General features: G+C 66.3%; 16 protein-coding genes. 6 read left to right on the forward strand and 10 right to left on the reverse strand.

The features are described from left to right. Nucleotides 1-43: 43 nt before the first annotated feature. The 5 genes from RT614_RS11130 to RT614_RS11150 all read right to left on the reverse strand — a co-directional run bounded on the left by RT614_RS11130 (nucleotide 44) and on the right by RT614_RS11150 (nucleotide 5,491). Complete coding sequence (locus RT614_RS11130; RefSeq protein ID WP_313622177.1) at nucleotides 44-595, reverse strand: NADAR family protein; 552 nt, start codon at nucleotides 593-595, stop codon at nucleotides 44-46. A 173-nt stretch (nucleotides 596-768) separates the two neighbouring features. Beyond that, nucleotides 769-1,101 carry a DUF4148 domain-containing protein gene (locus tag RT614_RS11135; RefSeq protein WP_313622178.1) on the reverse strand — a complete coding sequence of 111 codons (333 nt, stop codon included), beginning with the start codon at nucleotides 1,099-1,101 and terminating at the stop codon, nucleotides 769-771. A gap of 288 nt (nucleotides 1,102-1,389) precedes the next feature. Continuing rightward, nucleotides 1,390-2,475: a LuxR family transcriptional regulator gene (locus RT614_RS11140; RefSeq protein WP_313622179.1), complete on the reverse strand. Its 1,086-nt coding sequence runs from the start codon at nucleotides 2,473-2,475 to the stop codon at nucleotides 1,390-1,392. A 300-nt stretch (nucleotides 2,476-2,775) separates the two neighbouring features. Beyond that, entirely contained in the window at nucleotides 2,776-4,479 is a 1,704-nt protein-coding gene (locus RT614_RS11145; RefSeq protein WP_313622180.1) for a DUF6138 family protein, read from the reverse strand. 67 nt (nucleotides 4,480-4,546) lie between these two features. Further along, complete coding sequence (locus RT614_RS11150; RefSeq protein ID WP_313622181.1) at nucleotides 4,547-5,491, reverse strand: AraC family transcriptional regulator; 945 nt, start codon at nucleotides 5,489-5,491, stop codon at nucleotides 4,547-4,549. A 162-nt stretch (nucleotides 5,492-5,653) separates the two neighbouring features. Between RT614_RS11150 and RT614_RS11155 the strand changes: the two genes are divergently transcribed. Together RT614_RS11155 and RT614_RS11160 are read left to right on the forward strand one after the other, a co-directional pair. Continuing rightward, nucleotides 5,654-6,397, forward strand: a complete 744-nt coding sequence (locus RT614_RS11155) for an SDR family oxidoreductase (protein WP_313622182.1) — start codon at nucleotides 5,654-5,656, stop codon at nucleotides 6,395-6,397. Nucleotides 6,398-6,419: 22 nt separating this feature from the next. Then, nucleotides 6,420-7,181 carry an SDR family oxidoreductase gene (locus RT614_RS11160; protein ID WP_313622183.1) on the forward strand — a complete coding sequence of 254 codons (762 nt, stop codon included), beginning with the start codon at nucleotides 6,420-6,422 and terminating at the stop codon, nucleotides 7,179-7,181. Between the two features lie 21 nt (nucleotides 7,182-7,202). On the opposite strand, the gene RT614_RS11165 is transcribed toward RT614_RS11160, so the two are convergent. From RT614_RS11165 to RT614_RS11175, 3 genes are read right to left on the reverse strand one after another with little or no spacing between them, the layout of a single operon-like run. Further along, nucleotides 7,203-8,273: an ABC transporter substrate-binding protein gene (locus RT614_RS11165; RefSeq protein WP_313622184.1), complete on the reverse strand. Its 1,071-nt coding sequence runs from the start codon at nucleotides 8,271-8,273 to the stop codon at nucleotides 7,203-7,205. Next, complete coding sequence (locus tag RT614_RS11170; protein ID WP_313622185.1) at nucleotides 8,266-9,690, reverse strand: sensor histidine kinase N-terminal domain-containing protein; 1,425 nt, start codon at nucleotides 9,688-9,690, stop codon at nucleotides 8,266-8,268. The genes RT614_RS11165 and RT614_RS11170 overlap by 8 nt, the downstream gene beginning before the upstream one ends. A gap of 11 nt (nucleotides 9,691-9,701) precedes the next feature. Continuing rightward, on the reverse strand, nucleotides 9,702-10,406 hold the full coding sequence (locus RT614_RS11175) for a response regulator transcription factor (protein WP_313622186.1): 705 nt from the start codon (nucleotides 10,404-10,406) through the stop codon (nucleotides 9,702-9,704). A 396-nt stretch (nucleotides 10,407-10,802) separates the two neighbouring features. Here RT614_RS11175 and RT614_RS11180 point away from each other — a divergent pair, with 396 nt between their 5' ends. Next, complete coding sequence (locus tag RT614_RS11180) at nucleotides 10,803-12,143, forward strand: CitMHS family transporter (RefSeq protein WP_313622187.1); 1,341 nt, start codon at nucleotides 10,803-10,805, stop codon at nucleotides 12,141-12,143. A gap of 38 nt (nucleotides 12,144-12,181) precedes the next feature. Beyond that, nucleotides 12,182-12,922 (forward strand): SDR family oxidoreductase, encoded by a 741-nt coding sequence (locus RT614_RS11185; protein ID WP_313622188.1) that lies wholly within the window; start codon nucleotides 12,182-12,184, stop codon nucleotides 12,920-12,922. Nucleotides 12,923-12,982: 60 nt separating this feature from the next. Here the strand turns inward: RT614_RS11185 and RT614_RS11190 are convergent, their stop codons facing one another. Further along, the gene (locus tag RT614_RS11190; protein WP_313622189.1) at nucleotides 12,983-13,384 is read right to left on the reverse strand and encodes a GCN5 family acetyltransferase; all 402 of its coding nucleotides are present in this window, start codon (nucleotides 13,382-13,384) and stop codon (nucleotides 12,983-12,985) included. Nucleotides 13,385-13,555: 171 nt separating this feature from the next. Here RT614_RS11190 and RT614_RS11195 point away from each other — a divergent pair, with 171 nt between their 5' ends. Then, on the forward strand, nucleotides 13,556-13,909 hold the full coding sequence (locus RT614_RS11195; protein ID WP_313622190.1) for a hypothetical protein: 354 nt from the start codon (nucleotides 13,556-13,558) through the stop codon (nucleotides 13,907-13,909). Between the two features lie 149 nt (nucleotides 13,910-14,058). On the opposite strand, the gene RT614_RS11200 is transcribed toward RT614_RS11195, so the two are convergent. Then, complete coding sequence (locus RT614_RS11200) at nucleotides 14,059-15,354, reverse strand: hypothetical protein (RefSeq protein ID WP_313622191.1); 1,296 nt, start codon at nucleotides 15,352-15,354, stop codon at nucleotides 14,059-14,061. Between the two features lie 191 nt (nucleotides 15,355-15,545). Here RT614_RS11200 and RT614_RS11205 point away from each other — a divergent pair, with 191 nt between their 5' ends. Then, nucleotides 15,546-16,025 (forward strand): RcnB family protein, encoded by a 480-nt coding sequence (locus RT614_RS11205; protein ID WP_313622192.1) that lies wholly within the window; start codon nucleotides 15,546-15,548, stop codon nucleotides 16,023-16,025. Nucleotides 16,026-16,058: the final 33 nt, after the last annotated feature.

The following is a 16,058-nucleotide window of genomic DNA, read 5'->3' on the forward strand; positions in this document are numbered from 1 at the left end:
TCAGGTGCGCGCCGCCGGCATGCCCGGCGGGGCGAGGCGGGCTTCAGGCCTGCAGGGATTCCCGCACCTGCATCAGCGCGAAGCCAAGCAGGTTCAGGCCGCGCCACAAGTTGGGATTGGCGATGTGTTCGTCATCCTGGGCCATGCCGACGCCCCAGATGCGGTCCACGGGGCTTGCCTCGACGAGTACGCGCTTGCCGGTCTGCGTCAGGAAATCCCGCAGCTCTGCGTTCTGGCCGAACTTGGCCTCATTGGCGCGCACCACGATGCGGTAGCGGTGCGCCAGCCAGGCGTCTTCCTTGAAGCCGAGCACCTGCCGGCCCAGGGCCTTGGCGGCGCCGGGGTTGGGCGCCTGGAAAACAAGCGTGCGCGTGGCTTCGTCGCCGAAGAGTCGCGCCTTCTCGGCCATCATGTAGTGTTCGGCGGTCGGATAGCGCTGGCCATCGATGTCGAATGGCGCGCCGTACCACTGGCTGAAGCAGGACGCCGTGACGCCATGCTTGCCGGGCTGGTGGCCCCAGAAATAGACGAACTTCAGTTTGGCGCCTGCGTTATAGCGGCGGCGCAGGTCTTCGATGTAATGGGTGTCGGTCATGCCGGAATGAAACGTCCGGGTAAAGAAGAGGGCTGGAGCATAAAGGGCGGGCAGGGCGGCGACGTTACGAAATGCGAATATATCGCTGCAATTGTTTGCATGAAGCGATCGGGGCGCGGACGAAGCCGAGCCTCGTATCCGCGCCCCGAAGCTGCCGGAGGCAATGAAGGGGGTCACCACCGGCGTTGCGACCCCGTCGGGGTTTGTGATGCCGGCTGGGACATGCTGGCCGGCCGGACCGAGCTTTCGTATTTCTTGTAGTCGTTGACGTACGTCGCGCTGTACATGTTCGGGCTTTCTTCGCCGGCCCATTGGGCTTCCAGGCCGGACTCCTTCCAGGCGGCCAAATCGCGTTCGACCTCTGCGCGGGTGGGGGTGTAGTCAGAGGCGGGGGCGGCCGTGGTCGGCGCGGAGGCGGCAGGTTGCGCGCCGACGGGGCTGGACAGCAGGGCGAGAGCCGCCAGCGCGGCCGGGATGGCGGCGCTGAAGGTTAGGACTGTCTTCATGTGAGGCTCCTTGAGAACGGACGGGCACGCAGCTTTGGGTCCGGTGTCCTCGGGGGCGGCGGCGTCGCCCGGGCCGAAGGCAGCTGCAAGACCGGACAGGCATGGCCATGTTCCGGGAGCGGTGGGCTCGACCTTTTCGGGGTGGCTTTCGGACGCGGCGGGGCGGGCCGGGTGGTGGACCCGGCGGGCGTGCGGCGGCCCTGGCCTCATGCCTTCTGGGTAATCGTAGGACGGCGGGGGTGTACGCCACATACTCAAAATTGAGTACGTCGGCGGAAACTTGAACGACTAAAGCAGCGACGCCAGACGGACGAGTTCGGACTGCCGGCTGCACTCCATCTTGGTCAGCAGCGACGCCACCTGCTTGCGCACGGTAAGAACCGATGCATGGCGCAGAGTGGCGACCTCCTCGACGCTATGCCCGGCCGCCAGCCCGGCCAGCACCGCCGCCTCGGCGTGGGTGATCGAAAAAACGGACTGCAGCTTGGTGATGTCCGGCATGGCGAACGCGCTCTTCTTGCGCATGCGCACCAGCAGCATCCGGCCGCCAATCAGACTCAGGGCTTGCGGCGCCAGGCTGATGTCGACCCAGAACAATTCGCCCCACCCCGAAGCCGTGGCCAGCGATCGCATCTGGCCGTCGCGCGCCACCGCCGCGCAATGGGCGTCGAACAGCCGTTGCACCTTGGGGTCCGCATGCCGAAGGCGGCGGCCGTGCAGGATCCAGCCGTTGGTGTCGTCCAAGTAGCCGACGGCCAGCGGGGACAGCTTGTCGACGATCGCGTCCATGCTGATCAGCAGCACCGCTTCCTGCACTTCGGAGAACGCGCTTTCCAGGGATTTCCATCCGATCGCGCGGTTGCGCTCGCGCTGCGAAAGCTGATTGCGCAGCGCGCGAAAGTAGCGGGCATAGTCGCCCGATTGCAGGCGCTCGCTGGCCTTTGGGTCTATGGTCGAGCGCTGGAAGCCCAGCGCGGCGTGCAGCACGGTGTTCGATTCGATGATCAGCGACAGCAGTTGCGCCATGCGGTGCTTGGCCATGTAGTCCGTGTGGAACTCGGTTCGGCCCAACTGCGTGGGCTCGTACATCCGCGCGGTGTCCAGCCAGGTGCCCGCGGGCGCGTTGCGGGAGTCCTGTTCAAGGATGTCGCAACTGTAGTAGTGCTCTTGGTAATCCGATGCGCATGCATCGGAGAAGCCGATCGAAGATAGCGTCAGCAGCTTGTTCCGGGCGTCGAAAACAATGAGCGTGCCGCTGTCCGCGCCGACCAGGTCGCGGGCCGTGCGCAGGATGTCCTGCCACGGGGGCTCCGGATCGGTCAGGCGATCGACGGCCTCGACGGCGCGGCGCAAGGCGATTCGATGATCGGGCATGGCGTGCCTCCAACTCTGGTTCGGACGTAAACGCTGCTACGTGTCACACATGGTTGTAGGTGGCGCCGGCCGGCAAAGCATGGCGGCGCACCGCTGCTGCGGATCAAAGCGGTTGGGCACGCCGTGCGGGTGTGGTTGATTGGCGGCGAGCCCAAGCGGAAATTATCGTCGCAAATCCCCTCGCAAGGAGAATTTCCCTGACGCTTTTCACGCAGGAAAGCGTCGCGCGCGGTGCGTTGATGCGGCGATACCGGGCTAATTCAACCAGCGCAAACAAGCCCGGTCGCCGCGGGCCCCGAATCAGCCTTCTTGCGGCGACAGCAGCCGCAACAGCAGGGCCTTGAAAGGCTCTTCGGCCTTGCGCGCCAACGCGGCCAGTTTCTTGTCCGGCCCGAAAAGTCGTTCGCGAACCGGCGACCTGTCATGGTCAGGCAGCGCGGCAAGCGCGTCGGCCACCCGCGCCAGCGTCGCCGCGTCGTCCAGCGCCGGCTTCGCGCTCAGCTTGAAGCTGTCGGTGCAGCAGCGCAGGCAGGCGACGACGGTGGAGACGGTGTCTGGCGTCAGTCCATGGCGTTCGAGAAACGTCGGGACGTAGCGGTCCTGCACGGATTGGTGTTCGTCATCCACCAATTCCATGTAGTGGCGCAGCAGTTCGAAATGGCTGGCGTCCGCCAGGCCCAGCGCGAAAGCGGCGTAGGTGCCGGACAGGCAGCCTTTTTCGGCTTCGGCGTCGGCGTACCACTCGTAAGGCTGGATCGCGGCGCGCGCATAGGCGGCCAGCGCAGGGTGTGCGTCCAGATGCTGGGCGGCATTTGCAAAGAATCGATGCGTGTCCGATTTGGCCAGGCCTTTCACCGGTAGGTAATGGCGCGCCTTGCTCTTGAGCGCGATGCGGTAGCCGGCGGGAAATCCTTCCCGCAGCAGGCGGGCAATGAAGGCCAGCGCCTGGACGTAGGCGGCCGGCGTTTCGTGCCGGATGTTGATGCTGATCGTGCCCAGCACGTCGTTGGCGGCGCACTCGACTTCAGCGCTCGCTATGCGCGTGTGCTCTGGCGCATGGGCGCCGCTGCCTTCGGCCAGCATACCGGCCGCACGCGCGTTGCCCAGGTCCCGCGCGAGATTCAGGAAAGCCAGGCCGGTGGGGCGCGAGAACCCGGGCTCATGACGCAGGATCAGCGTCGCGGTATAGAGCAGCAGATCGATGCCCTTGTCCGCGGGATCCAGCGCGGCGCCGTCCTTGAGCGTGTAGGTGTCCCCACGGAAAAGGTTTTTCGAGATATCGAAAAAGCGCGGCAGGTACTGCTCTTCGGTCCAGCGCCGCAGCGTGTGGACGAGGGAGTGGCGAAGCTCGGACAGCGACGGCTGCCCTGCGTTCAGCGCCAGCACCCGTTGAAAGACCTGGATCAACCACGGGAAATCCGGTTCTGGAAAGAGGCGTTCGTCCAGCAGGTGGCGGGAGAGAAGAATGGCGTCCAGCCGCGTGGTGGGATCGGCGCCGTGGAACACCGTCCTGTCGACGTACTCGGCCACGCGTTCGCGCAGCCATTGCTGTTTGGCGACATCCGTGTGCGCCGCCAGCGTCAGGCGCAGGCGGCCTTCGGTGGTGGGAAACTGCGCGCGGAAGCGAAAGTGGTGATCCAGATGGGGCTTGCCGGCAAGGCGGCCGATGCGTTCGCGCACCGCTTCGCGCAGCACGGGGGCAAGTTCGTCGCGGACGTGTTCCGGGCTGAGCGGGCCATTGCTGCCCTGGGTGCGCAGGCTGTCGTCGTCGTCGTCCGGTTCCCAGTTGGGCAGCACGTCGAACACGATGCGCGAAGGCTCGTACTCCAGCAGGATGTCGTGGTGGATACCCGCGTGCAGCGAAGAGCGGGCCACGATGCCGTCGATGTCCTCGCGTGCTTCCAGCTTGTCGAACCAGTCGTGGATGGCGGCTAGCGTTTCGTCCCGTACTTGCTGAGAGGTCTTGTGATGCAGGCCGATGGCGCCGGAAACGTCGGAAGTCATGATGCGAAAGGAATGGCTGAAACTGCGCCGCATGCTACACGATGTGATGCCACCGCCGGATCCTGCCTCAATGCCGGGACGCGAACTCGCCGATGCCCGCCGCCGGCGACAGCGCGAACGAGTTTTTCATGTCTCGCACTTCCTCCACGGGCGTTCGGCCGAAGAAGCGCTTGAATTCGCGGCTGAACTGCGACGCGCTTTCATAGCCCACGCGCGCGGACGCCGACGCGGCCGTCAGGCCGTCGCGGATCATCATCAGCCGAGCGTGGTGCAGGCGCGTCGATTTGATGTACTGGATTGGCGAGGTCTGCGTCACCGCCTTGAAGTTCACGTGAAATGCGGGGACGCTCATGCCGGCCTCTTGCGCCAGATGCGTCACGTCCAGCGCCTGCGAAAAGTCCGTGTGGATCCGGCGCAGCGCCTTGGCAACACGGCCAAAGCGGCCCGGATGCGCCAGTGCGGCCCGCAGCGCGCCGCCCTGGTCGCCGCTGAGCACGCGAAAGCAGATCTCGCGCACCAGGGCCGGGCCGAGGATCTCGGCATCCAGCGGCGAGGACAGCGCGCGCAGCAGCCGCACGGTCGCGTCGGCCAGATCTTCCGACAGCGGCGTGCTGGCGATGCCCTGCGGCGCGCTGTCCGGGCGCGGGCCCTCGCGCGCGTCGATGGCCAGCACCAGGTCCGTCACGGTGGTGAGGTCCAGGCGGATGGAGACCGCCAGCATCGGCTCTTCCTTGCTGGCCTGCGTTTCCGTGGAGAAGGGCAGGGGAACGGACAGCACCAGGTAGTGCTGGGCGTCGTACACGTAGACCTCGTCGCCCAGGAATCCAAGCTTGCGCCCCTGGCAAACGATCACGATGCCGGGCTCGTAGAGGACGGGCGTGCGTCCCAGCGGACGATCCGACCGCATGAAGCGCACGCCGTCCAGCGCGGACAGGCTGTAGCCCTCGTTGGGCGCAAGGCGTTCGATCAAGGCAACCATCTCGCGCGACAGCGGATTGGGCGGCAAAGTCATGGCGTGTCCGTGATTTCGTTCGGGTGCAGGGAATTCTACCGGCGCTTCGGGCCGCAATTCTGGCGCGCGATAGAAATAGGCAAGGGTGCGATAGGCATCGGTATTCGCGTGGGAAGGCTCCGTCCTTAGCATTCAGTCATGGCAACCACTTGGAGAACGACCATGACCACAACGCAGAACCGGCAAGCCAAAACGGTATTGATCACCGGGGCCAGCAGCGGAATCGGCGAGTCGGCCGCGCGCCTGCTGGCGGCCCAGGGCCACCGCGTGTTTGCGGGCGCGCGCCGCACCGACAGGCTGGAGACCCTGGTGCAAGAGATTCGGGCAAAGGGCGGCACGGCGGCGTATCGCGCGCTTGACGTCACGTCGGCCGACGACATGCAGGCTTTCGTGCGCGACGCCGAATCGGTCTACGGCCCCGTGGACGTCATCGTCAACAACGCCGGCGTGATGCCGCTGTCTCCGCTGTCCTCGCTGAAGCTTGACGAATGGAACCGCATGATCGACGTGAACATCCGCGGCGTGCTGCACGGAATCGCCGCAGTGCTGCCGGGCATGGAACGTCAGGGGCACGGCCAGGTGATCAACGTGTCTTCCATTGGCGGGCTGAGCGTATCGCCGACGGCGGCGGTGTACTGCGCCACCAAATACGCAGTGCGCGCGATTTCCGACGGCCTGCGCCAGGAGACCGACAAGATCCGCGTCACGGTGATCTGCCCCGGCGTCGTCGAATCCGAGCTGGCTAGCAGCATCACCGACGACACCGCCCGCCAGGCCATGCAGGTGTTCCGGCGCGTGGCGCTGCATCCCGACGCGATTGCCCGGGCCATCGCCTACGCCATCGAACAGCCCGACGACGTGGACGTGAGCGAACTGGTGGTTCGCCCGACCGCCAGCCCCTATTGAACGACTTGATAAGGACCCCGATATGACGACATCGAATTTCGCAAATAGACCCTTTGACGGCCAGGCGGCCATCGTGACCGGCGCGGCCAGCGGCATCGGATTGGCGACCCTGGAACTGCTGCACGCCCAGGGCGCTAACGTGGTTGCCGTGGATCGTGACGACGGCGTGCGCGCGTTGGCGCGGCCCGGCGTCGAGCCGCTGGTGGCCGATATTTCCCGCGAGGAAAGCGCGGTGATGGCGGTCCGGACCGCGGTGGAGCGCTACGGAAGGCTCGACATCCTGGTCAACAACGCAGGCATCATCATCAACAAACCCGTCATCGACATGACGCTGGACGAATGGAACAGCATCCAGGCGGTCAACGCCACCGGCGCGTTCCTGTTCTCGCGAGAGGCCATGCGGGTCATGGCGCCTGCCGGGCATGGGGCGATCGTGAACGTCGGTTCCTACGCGTGCTACCAGGCCTTTCCGACGATCGCCGCCTATGCGGCCTCCAAGGGCGCGCTGGCGCAGCTGACCCGCGCCTTGTCGCTGGAGGCCATTGAGCACAATGTGCGCGTGAACGCCGTGGGGTCGGGCGATGTGGTCACCAACATCACCAACCACATCCATGAGGACGGCCCGAAGTTCCTGGCCGAGCACGGCAGGAACGCGCCGATCCGGCGCGCTGCCCAGCCCAATGAGATCGCCGAGGTCATCGCGTTCCTGGCCTCAGAAAAGGCGAGCTATATCGTCGGCGCCGTGGTGATGGCCGACGGCGGCATGAGCGTGGCGTTGCGGTAGCCTCGCAGGCCGGCCGCTGAGCTAGCGCGGCGGGATGATCGCCGCGCGCCACACGTCCAGGAAATGCCGCTTCTTCAGCGGGTCCAGGTAGACCAGCAGCCCGACCCCCAGCGCCATGGGCCGCACCCCGGCGGCGGGAATGACCGACGCGCTGACCGGCCGCATGCCGGATTCCCTGGCCAGCGTCTCCTGGCCCCGCGCCGACAGCAGGTAGTCCAGGAACAACGCGCCCAGGTCGCCGCGCGGAGCCTGGCGCGGAATGATCGCCGAGCGCGACAGCATCAGGGTGTAATCCTGCGGATAGATGATCGCCAGCGGCGCGCCCCGTTCGATGCGATGCCGGGTATAGGATTCCAGCATGTTGTAGGCCAGCGTGATCTCACCGCGTTCCAGCTTGTCCAGCGCGTGTTCCGTGGACTCGTGGATGGCGACGCCGTTGCGCCCGAAAGCGGCCAGCAGCGCGCCGGCCATGCTGTCCAGGCGGGTGTCCTGCGTGGCGGCAAGATAGCCGATGCCGCTGCCTTGCACGTCATAGGTGGAGATCTGGCCGTCCAGCGGCTGGTCCGCCGCCTGCAGCAGCGACAGCAGTTCCCGGCGCGTGTGCGGCACGCGGGCGGGGTCCAGCTTGCGCGTGTTGTAGACCATGACGATGGGGTCGGTGCCGATGCTGAAGACCTCGTCGCGCCAGTTGGCCCAGGCGGGCAGCGCCCGTGATTGCGGCGACACATGCGCCTGCGCGTAGCCGTCGTTGACCAGCTTCGTCTGCAGGTCCATGGCGCTGCTGATGATCAGGTCGGGGCCCGACCGGACGCCCGGAGACTGCGCGGCGCGCGCCACGGTGTCGGTGTAGAGCTGTTGCGTGGACAACTCGGTGTATTCCAGGCGCACGCCGGGGTTCAAGCGGCTGAATTCTTCCAGCACGCCGCGGAACACCTCCACGCTGTTGGACGCATGCACGACCAGCACGTTGCTGCGGTCCTCGGGCCCCAGCGTCAGGCCGCTGCTGCTGACTTCCGCAGCGTGGCCAGCCGTGGCCAACGCCAGGGCGGCCACGGTGGCGAGACGGCGCAAGAGACGCAGGATGTCAGGCATGGTCGCGGCTCACAGGCAATGTAATCACGGCGTCCAGGCCGCCGCCTACCCGGTTGCTCAGACTGAGCTTGCCCTGGTGGATCTCGACGACCCGTTTGACGATGGACAGCCCCAGCCCCGCGCCGGGGGCGCGCGGGTTGGGGCCGCGCGCAAAGCGTTCGAAGGCGGTGTTGGCCAGTGCCGGGGGGATGCCCGGTCCCTGGTCGGACACGGTGACGCGCCAGCCATCGTCGTGCCCGTCCAGCCGGACATCGATGTGGCCTTCGTCCGTGGCGCCGTGCCGCAACGCGTTGTCGATCAGGTTCTTGAAGGCTTCGCGCAGCATCAGGCTGTCGCCGACGACCCGCGGCGGATCGCCGGCATTCGCGGGCGGCAGGTGCAGACGGACGTCGGGCTGCGGGTCGGCTTGCGGGACGGTGTCATAGACAGCCTGGCTCAGCAGTTCGGCCAGGTCGACCGGCTGGAATTGCCTGACGTTGCTGCGGTGGATCACGCTTGCGTCGCTGAGCAGCTGGTTGACCAGCCGCGACAGCTTCTCGGCATTGCGCAGTACGGCCAGCAGACTGCGGCGCTGCTCGGCGGGATCGTCTTCGTCCAGCGCGACCTCCATCTGCGCGTGCAGCGCGGCCAGCGGGGTGCGCAGCTGGTGTGCGGCTTCGGCAATGAACAGGCGCAGCGTGTCCAGGTTCTCCGACAGACGCACCATGAAGCCGTCCAGTGAATGCACCAGCCTGTCCAGTTCCTCGGGAACCGGCGCGGCGATGGGGTGCAGATCCGATGCGCTGCGCCCGGCCAGTTCGCGCTCCACCCGCTGAATGGGAGACAGGGATCGTTGCAGGCCCCAATACGCCAGCGCAAGGGCTGCCGCCGTGAAGCCGATCAGCGCCAGCGTGCCTTGCCACAGGATGCGCTCGGCCAGGGCGTTGCGCGCTTCGCGCGTCTGCGCGACCTGGATGATCGCGGTCTGGATTTCACGAGGGCCGGCGACCTTGCGTTCCATCCACGCGATGCGCACGGGCTGGCCCTGGTAGCTGGCGTCGAACAGCAGCGGCGTGCTGGCGTCGGCGTTGCCGCGCGCAGGCGGCGTGGGCAGATCGCCATATCCGGAGATGAGAGCGCCGCCGGCGGCGGCGACGCGGTAGAAGACGCGGTCGCGCGGGGCCTGTTCCAGCAGCGCGAGTGATGCATAGGGCATGTCCATCTGCCAATCGCCCTGCACGAGCTGCAGGCTGTCGGCCATGGACAGGGCCGATGCGCGCAGCAGCTGATCGTAAGTGGTGTCGGCGGTCTGATGCGCATAGCCGCGCACCAGCAGATAGATCGCGCCAAGGCCGGCCAGGAACAACGCGAGCAGCATGGCCAGCAGCCGCCGGCGGACGGAAACGCGGCGATGCTGCGCGGGTTGCTGCGGGTTCACGCGGGCTGCCTTCAGTCGCGCGGCGAGGCCGGCGTGTCGCCGTCGGCGTCGCTGGCCGCCGTCAACAGGTAGCCCGTTCCCCGCTGCGTTTCGATGCGCAACGGCGACCCTTCCAGCTTGCGCCGCAGCCGGGCGATGTAGACCTCGATGGCGTTGGGCGCGGCGTCGTCGTCGAAGGCGAACAGCTTGTTGGCGATTTCCGACTTGCTCACGGCCCGGTTGATGCCGGCCAGCAGGATTTCCAGCAGGCTGAATTCGCGCTTGGGAAGGTCGATGCGCCGGCCAGCCAACGTGACCTGGCGCGCGGCGCTGTCGATGACCAGCTCGCCAAACTTCAGGACGCCCGTGGCCTGCGGGCCGGGCCGGCGCAGCAGTGCGCGGCAGCGGGCTTCCAGTTCGCGGAAATCGAAGGGCTTGGCCAGGTAATCGTCCGCGCCGGTATCCAGGGCATGGACGCGATCCTCGATGTCGATGCGCGCCGTCAGCGCCAGCACCGGCGTCTTGCTGCCGCGGTCACGCAGGCGGTGCAGGATGTCGAAGCCCGACATCCGGGGCAGGCCGATATCCAGGATGACAAGATCGAAGGTCTCGTATTGCAGCACGCCGTCGGCGTTCAGCCCGTCGTTCTGGCTGTCGACCGCATGGCCGAGACGGCGCAGCCGGCGCACCAGGGCGTCGGACAGGTCCTCATCGTCTTCGATAACCAGGATGCGCATGCGGCGATTGTCGCATAGGGGGAGGAGCCCCCACGCCGCGCACGCTGCGCGTGCTTGCTGCCCCCCGAGGGGGCGCTTTTTCCTTGGGGCGGCCCTGCGGAAAAAGGGCCCCCACGCTGCACACGCTGCGCGTGTTTGCTGCCCCCCGAGGGGGCTCTTTTCCCTTGGGGCGGCCCGGCGGGAAAAGGGCCCCCACGCTGCACACGCTGCGCGTGTTTGCTGCCCCCCGAGGGGGCTCTTTTCCCTTGGGGCGGCCCGGCGGGAAAAGGGGCCCCCACGCCGCACACGGGATAGAGAAACGACAGGTTCCAGACAGCTTTTCTTCCTAGTCTTGCGGTCCTGCTTCCCCCGCCGGAGGCAGCCACACATAACAACGACTAGCCGGAGATAACCCTCATGCTTCTGACCCTGCTTGGCTTCGGCATGGTGATCACGTTCATGACGCTGATCATGACCAAGCGCCTGTCGCCGCTGGTGGCGCTCATCCTTGTCCCCATTATCTTTGCGTTGCTGGGCGGTTTTGGCGCCGGCATCGACAAGATGATGCTGGATGGCATCCGCAAGATTGCGCCCACCGGCGTGATGCTGATGTTCGCCATCCTGTACTTCGGGGTGATGATCGACGCCGGCCTGTTCGATCCCATCGTGGGGCGCATCCTGCGCGCCGTGAAGGGCGATCCGCTGAAGATCGTGGTCGGCACCACGGTGCTGGCGCTGGTGATTTCGCTGGACGGGGATGGTTCGACCACCTACATGATCGTCGTCGCGTCGATGTTGCCCCTGTACCGGCGTCTGAAAATGAATGCGTTGTCGATGACGTGCCTGGCGATGCTGGCCAGCGGCGTCATGAACCTGACGCCGTGGGGCGGACCGACGGCGCGCGCCGCCAGCGCCCTGCACGTGGATGCGGGCGACATCTTCGTGCCGCTGGTGCCCGTGATGGGCGTGTCCATCGTGGCGATCCTGATGCTGGCGTTCTTCCTGGGCCTGCGCGAGCGCCGTCGCCTGGGCGTGCTGTCGCTGCCCGAGGGCGCGTCGCTGCATGCCGGCTACGACGAGGACGGCCCGAAGAACCTGCCCGAGATCGAAGTGGACCACGACCTGCGCCGGCCGAAGCTGCTGTGGGTGAACGCGGGCCTGACGCTGGCCCTGATGGTGAGCCTGGTGCTGGGCGTACTGCCTCTGCCGGTGCTGTTCATGATTGCGTTCGCGGTCGCGCTGATCATCAACTACCCGAACCTGGCCGAGCAGCGCCGCCGCGTGGCGCAGCATGCGGGCAATGTGCTGTCGGTGGTGTCGCTGATCTTCGCGGCGGGCATCTTCACCGGCATCCTGTCGGGCACGGGCATGGTCGAAGCCATGTCGCGCAGCCTGCTCGCGGTCATCCCGGACGCGCTGGGACCCTACCTGGCCGGAATCACCGCGCTGATCAGCCTTCCGTTCACGTTCTTCATGTCCAACGACGCCTTCTACTTCGGCGTGCTGCCCATCCTGAGCGAAGCGGCGCAGGGCTACGGGATCACGCCCGTCGAGATGGCTCGCGCTTCGCTGATCGGCCAGCCGGTGCATCTGCTCAGTCCGCTGGTGCCCTCCACCTATCTGCTGGTCGGCCTGGCCGGCGTGGAATTCGGAGACCACCAGCGCTACGCGCTGAAGTGGGCCACGATGGTCTGCCTGGTGATGCTGGCGGCCGCCCTGGCGTTCGGCCTGTTTCCCCTGGTAGGCGCCGCCGCCTGATACGCGGCGTCCACCGCCCCACTCAAAAAGGAACACTCATGGCTTTGCGCATTGCCTACGTCACCAGCGGAATGGGCCACACGGGCACCGCGATCTGCCAGGCGCTGCATCGCGCCGGACACCGGGTCGTCGCGGGCTGCGGTCCGCGCTCGTCCCGCAAGGAGCCCTGGCTGAAGGAACAGAAATCGCTGGGTTACGACTTCGTGGCGTCGGAAGGCGATGCCACGGACTGGGGGTCCACCGAGGCCGCCTTCGCCAAGGTCCGACGCGAGGTCGGCGAAATCGACGTGCTGGTCAATAACGCCGGGTCCATGCTGGACATGCGCTTCCGGCAGATGAGCCACGCGGATTGGTCCGCGGTCCTGCGCAGCAATCTGGACACGTTGTTCAACAGCACCAAACAGGTGGTCGATAGAATGGCGGACCGGGGCTGGGGGCGCATCATCAACATCGGCTCGGTCGCTGCTGAAAAAGGCCAGATCGGCCAGATCAACTACGCGACCGCCAAGGGCGCGGTGATTGGATTCACTCGATCGCTGGCGCAGGAAGTGGCGGCGCGCGGCGTGACGGTGAACCTGGTGTCGCCGGGTTTCATCGCCGACGACACCGTGCGGGCCTTTCCGCCCGCGCTGCTGGACCGCATCGTCGAAAGCGTGCCGGTGGGCAGGCTGGGCACGGCGCAAGACCTGGCCGGCCTGTGCGCCTGGCTGGCGTCCGACGAGGCGGCTTTTGTCACGGGCGCCAATTACGCCATCAACGGCGGCGTGTACATGAGCTGACACTGCCACGCCTCTCGGAACCGAGCGGTCCGAAGCGGTCGCCCGACCTCGCAGGGGTCTTCAGTGTCCGTGCCCTTTCAGGAAGTCCGGGATGGAGGTTTCGGTGCGCTTGCTGTCCGCCAGCCATTCCACCCGCCATTCCGTGATGCGCTCGTCCGTGTAGTGCTCGAAAACGCCCGGCGTCGGTTCGTTGATGGACTCGAATTGCCGCACCAGCACCAGCGGCCGTTCCGCGCCCGGCGTCTCATCCGAAAACTCGGCGGCGTCTTCGAAGGTGACGAACGCGTAGTAATAGTCGTCGCCATCATGCAGGTCTTCGCCGCCCGCATGCGGGTGCACCCAGACGCGATATTCGAGCACGTCGTCGTAGAAATAACCCCCGCCAGACTTGGTCATGGCGGGGTATTCGCCGATCAGTTCCGGATCGATGGCAATGGGATGGGCGGACGAAAATTCTGTCATGGCGCTGCGTGAAAGAGTGGGGCTGCATGGGCGCAGGAAAAGAAAGGCCGACACCTTATCGCAGTTTCGCGGAACCGGCTGGCGCATCGCGAACATGCGTTCGTGCGCCGGTCTGCCGTTTAGCTTGCTGTGCCACAATTGCCCGTTTTCATAGCAACAGGAGCGCGGTCCATGGCAAGGAAGTCATTGTGGGTAGCGGCGGGCTTGGGGGTCGCGTCGCTGGCGGTGCTGGCGGCTTGCGGCAAGAAGGAAGCCTATCCTCCGGAAGTCCAGCGGGCGACCTACAGTTCCTGCGTCGCAGGCTTCATGTCGAAGTCCACGGTGACTGCGGTGTCCGAAGAAACCGCGGCCGGCTACTGCAACTGCGTGGTGGACGGCCTGCAGGAATCGGTGCCGTTCGAAGAATTCAAGACGCTGGACAAGCTGCTCGCCTCCAACGGCACCGCGACTGGCCGCGAGAAACTGGGCAAGGGCGTGTCGGATGTGGTCAACGCCTGCCTGAAGCGTCTATCGCCCAGGAAGTGACGCCGGGTCGTCTGCGCGATGCCTTGCGGCGTCATGTCACGGCGGGCGGACCGGCGAAAGCCGTGCCGCAAGCCCGCGGCGGCAAGCAGCGTGTTGGTCGGCCTCGGCATGGCGAGGATGCCCGCAACGCCGCTGGAAACGCCAGAGGCTCAGGTGCATTGCCAGAGCTGCCCGCTTACCCGGCAATCCTTGCACCAGAAGGTGTAGTTGCAGCCGCCGCTGCCCCATAGCCATTCGCCGCCGTCGGCTTGCGGCAAACCTGAATCCAGCTGCATGGCCAGATCCATGTGACGCCCGCAATCCGGGCATTCGGGATAATCCGCGGATTGGACCCAGCTTGGAGCGCCGCCGACGCGGCTCAGGTTTTGCCGCCCGTTGGATTCGCCCCAGTCCTGCCAGCGCCAGCGCGCGGGCGCCTGGAATAAATCCACCTGTGCTTCAAGCAAGGGGCTTGCAACGTAGTCCGGCGTCAACGGCGCATCGCGCTGCTGCACCGGATGTGTAGTCGGGAGGCCTTGCCCGTCGTGCCGGTAGAACAGGGCGCCGTCGGCCTCCCAACCCTGGCACGACAGGCAGGTGGCAAATTCCAGCGCGGCGCCGCTGGGGACGCCGGCGGCGTCGGGATCCGCCAGGGCCAGCAGACGGTGCAAGGGCGCGTGGCACAGGCCGCAAAGGGCGGACAGGACGCCGCCCATGCGGGCATGCGTTGTGGGCTTTTCAGGTGAGATCCACGTGGGATGCGACTTGTATATGTCGCGACGCCACGCCGGCTGTTCGGCCTGCATCCGTTTGCGCTGCTCCGCGCTGAATCCTATGTGCAGCGGTCGTTCGCCGTGCAGCGCGTGCAAGGCGCCGGCGCGCGTTGCATAGCCGGCCTGATGCAGCCAGGAGGCCGCCTCGGCGTCGGACGGGTCCGGGAAAAGACGCTGCAAGGCGTGCAGCACAACGTCGGGCCGCCTCGAACGCAGCAATGCAATCGCGCGCTTGCGTCCCACGCTGCCTTCGGACAGGTCTTGTTCCAGGCCTGCCAGCCAGTCGTCCAGCGTTGCCCGGTCGATCGCGCGCCACGCGTGGTCTTCCTGATAGCTCGGGCCGCCGTGTCCGGCGTGCGCGGCCATCAACAGGCGCTCCCAATCCGGGGCAAAGACATCGGGGTGCTGCAGTGCCGCCGAATCCAGGATTGCGCCCGCAATGTCCGAGTCCGCGTCCTGCCGGGGTTGCCGCCAAACGCGAGCCACCGTGGCGATGTAGTCGCTGTCATCCATCAGATCGAGCGCGGCGTCGATGAACGTGGCGCTCTCCAATTGCCTGTCGACGGCCTGCAATACCAACTCCGCCAGCGCATGAGGCGCGTCGCGTCGGAGCTGCAGTACCTGCGCCATGGGATCGTTGTTCTTCCATCCCACCTGTTCGTAGGTGTCCAGAATCTCTGTCGCGTTTTTCATCGGCGGCCCCGGATTTTTCGAGCCGCGAGGATACCCGATGCACATGCGAGGAGTGCGCTTGCTCGATAGATGTCACAGCGGATTTCGGAATCGGCTCGTGCTGACACGCTGTAACGCGTCGGCGTTTTCGCGGAACGCAGGATGCCTAGAATTCGTGGGGTCGGCATATGCCGTACATGGAAAGGTATCTCGTGAAAAAACAGCTTCTCTCCGCGTTCCTCGTCGCCGTGCTCGCTGCAAGCAGCGGCCAGGCCTTGGCTCAACCCGATCGTGGCCCGGGCGGTCCCGGTCCGTCGGGCCAGGCAGGTGGGCCGGGCCACGGCCCGGGCAATGGTCCGGGCAATGGTCCGGGCAATGGTCCGGGCAAAGCTCCCGGCAATGGCCACAATGGCCGACCGGACCAAGGGCAGCACGCCGGCCCCAGCCATCAGCATGCTTCGGATCACGGCCGCGGCCATCCGCCGGGTCGGCCCGATCCCGCGCCGGCGCGTTGGAACAAAGGTGAACGCGTACCGCAGCCGTACCGCGGCCCGCAGTATGTGATCAACGACTGGCACGGGTATCAGTTGAAGCAGCCGCCGCGCGGCTATCAGTGGATCGGCGTGGGCGCGGATTACTTCCTCATCGGCGTGACCACGGGCATCGTGCTGGAATCGGTGTTCGGCCGCTGAAGACGCCTAGGGGCCCTCGCGCGCAACAGTGCG

It is taken from the genome of Achromobacter sp. (assembly GCF_032102605.1).
Taxonomy (GTDB): Bacteria; Pseudomonadota; Gammaproteobacteria; order Burkholderiales; family Burkholderiaceae_B; genus Achromobacter.

Excerpts from the sequence above, each read along its gene's own strand:
- RT614_RS11135 (WP_313622178.1), bottom strand. The coding sequence starts at position 1,101 with ATGAAGACAGTCCTAACCTTCAGCGCCGCCATCCCGGCCGCGCTGGCG.
- RT614_RS11165 (WP_313622184.1), bottom strand. The coding sequence starts at position 8,273 with ATGCCTGACATCCTGCGTCTCTTGCGCCGTCTCGCCACCGTGGCCGCC.
- RT614_RS11150 (WP_313622181.1), bottom strand. The coding sequence starts at position 5,491 with ATGACTTTGCCGCCCAATCCGCTGTCGCGCGAGATGGTTGCCTTGATC.
- RT614_RS11175 (WP_313622186.1), bottom strand. The coding sequence starts at position 10,406 with ATGCGCATCCTGGTTATCGAAGACGATGAGGACCTGTCCGACGCCCTG.
- RT614_RS11190 (WP_313622189.1), bottom strand. The coding sequence starts at position 13,384 with ATGACAGAATTTTCGTCCGCCCATCCCATTGCCATCGATCCGGAACTG.
- RT614_RS11195 (WP_313622190.1), top strand. The coding sequence starts at position 13,556 with ATGGCAAGGAAGTCATTGTGGGTAGCGGCGGGCTTGGGGGTCGCGTCG.
- RT614_RS11130 (WP_313622177.1), bottom strand. The coding sequence starts at position 595 with ATGACCGACACCCATTACATCGAAGACCTGCGCCGCCGCTATAACGCA.
- RT614_RS11160 (WP_313622183.1), top strand. The coding sequence starts at position 6,420 with ATGACGACATCGAATTTCGCAAATAGACCCTTTGACGGCCAGGCGGCC.
- RT614_RS11145 (WP_313622180.1), bottom strand. The coding sequence starts at position 4,479 with ATGACTTCCGACGTTTCCGGCGCCATCGGCCTGCATCACAAGACCTCT.
- RT614_RS11185 (WP_313622188.1), top strand. The coding sequence starts at position 12,182 with ATGGCTTTGCGCATTGCCTACGTCACCAGCGGAATGGGCCACACGGGC.
- RT614_RS11200 (WP_313622191.1), bottom strand. The coding sequence starts at position 15,354 with ATGAAAAACGCGACAGAGATTCTGGACACCTACGAACAGGTGGGATGG.
- RT614_RS11180 (WP_313622187.1), top strand. The coding sequence starts at position 10,803 with ATGCTTCTGACCCTGCTTGGCTTCGGCATGGTGATCACGTTCATGACG.
- RT614_RS11155 (WP_313622182.1), top strand. The coding sequence starts at position 5,654 with ATGACCACAACGCAGAACCGGCAAGCCAAAACGGTATTGATCACCGGG.
- RT614_RS11140 (WP_313622179.1), bottom strand. The coding sequence starts at position 2,475 with ATGCCCGATCATCGAATCGCCTTGCGCCGCGCCGTCGAGGCCGTCGAT.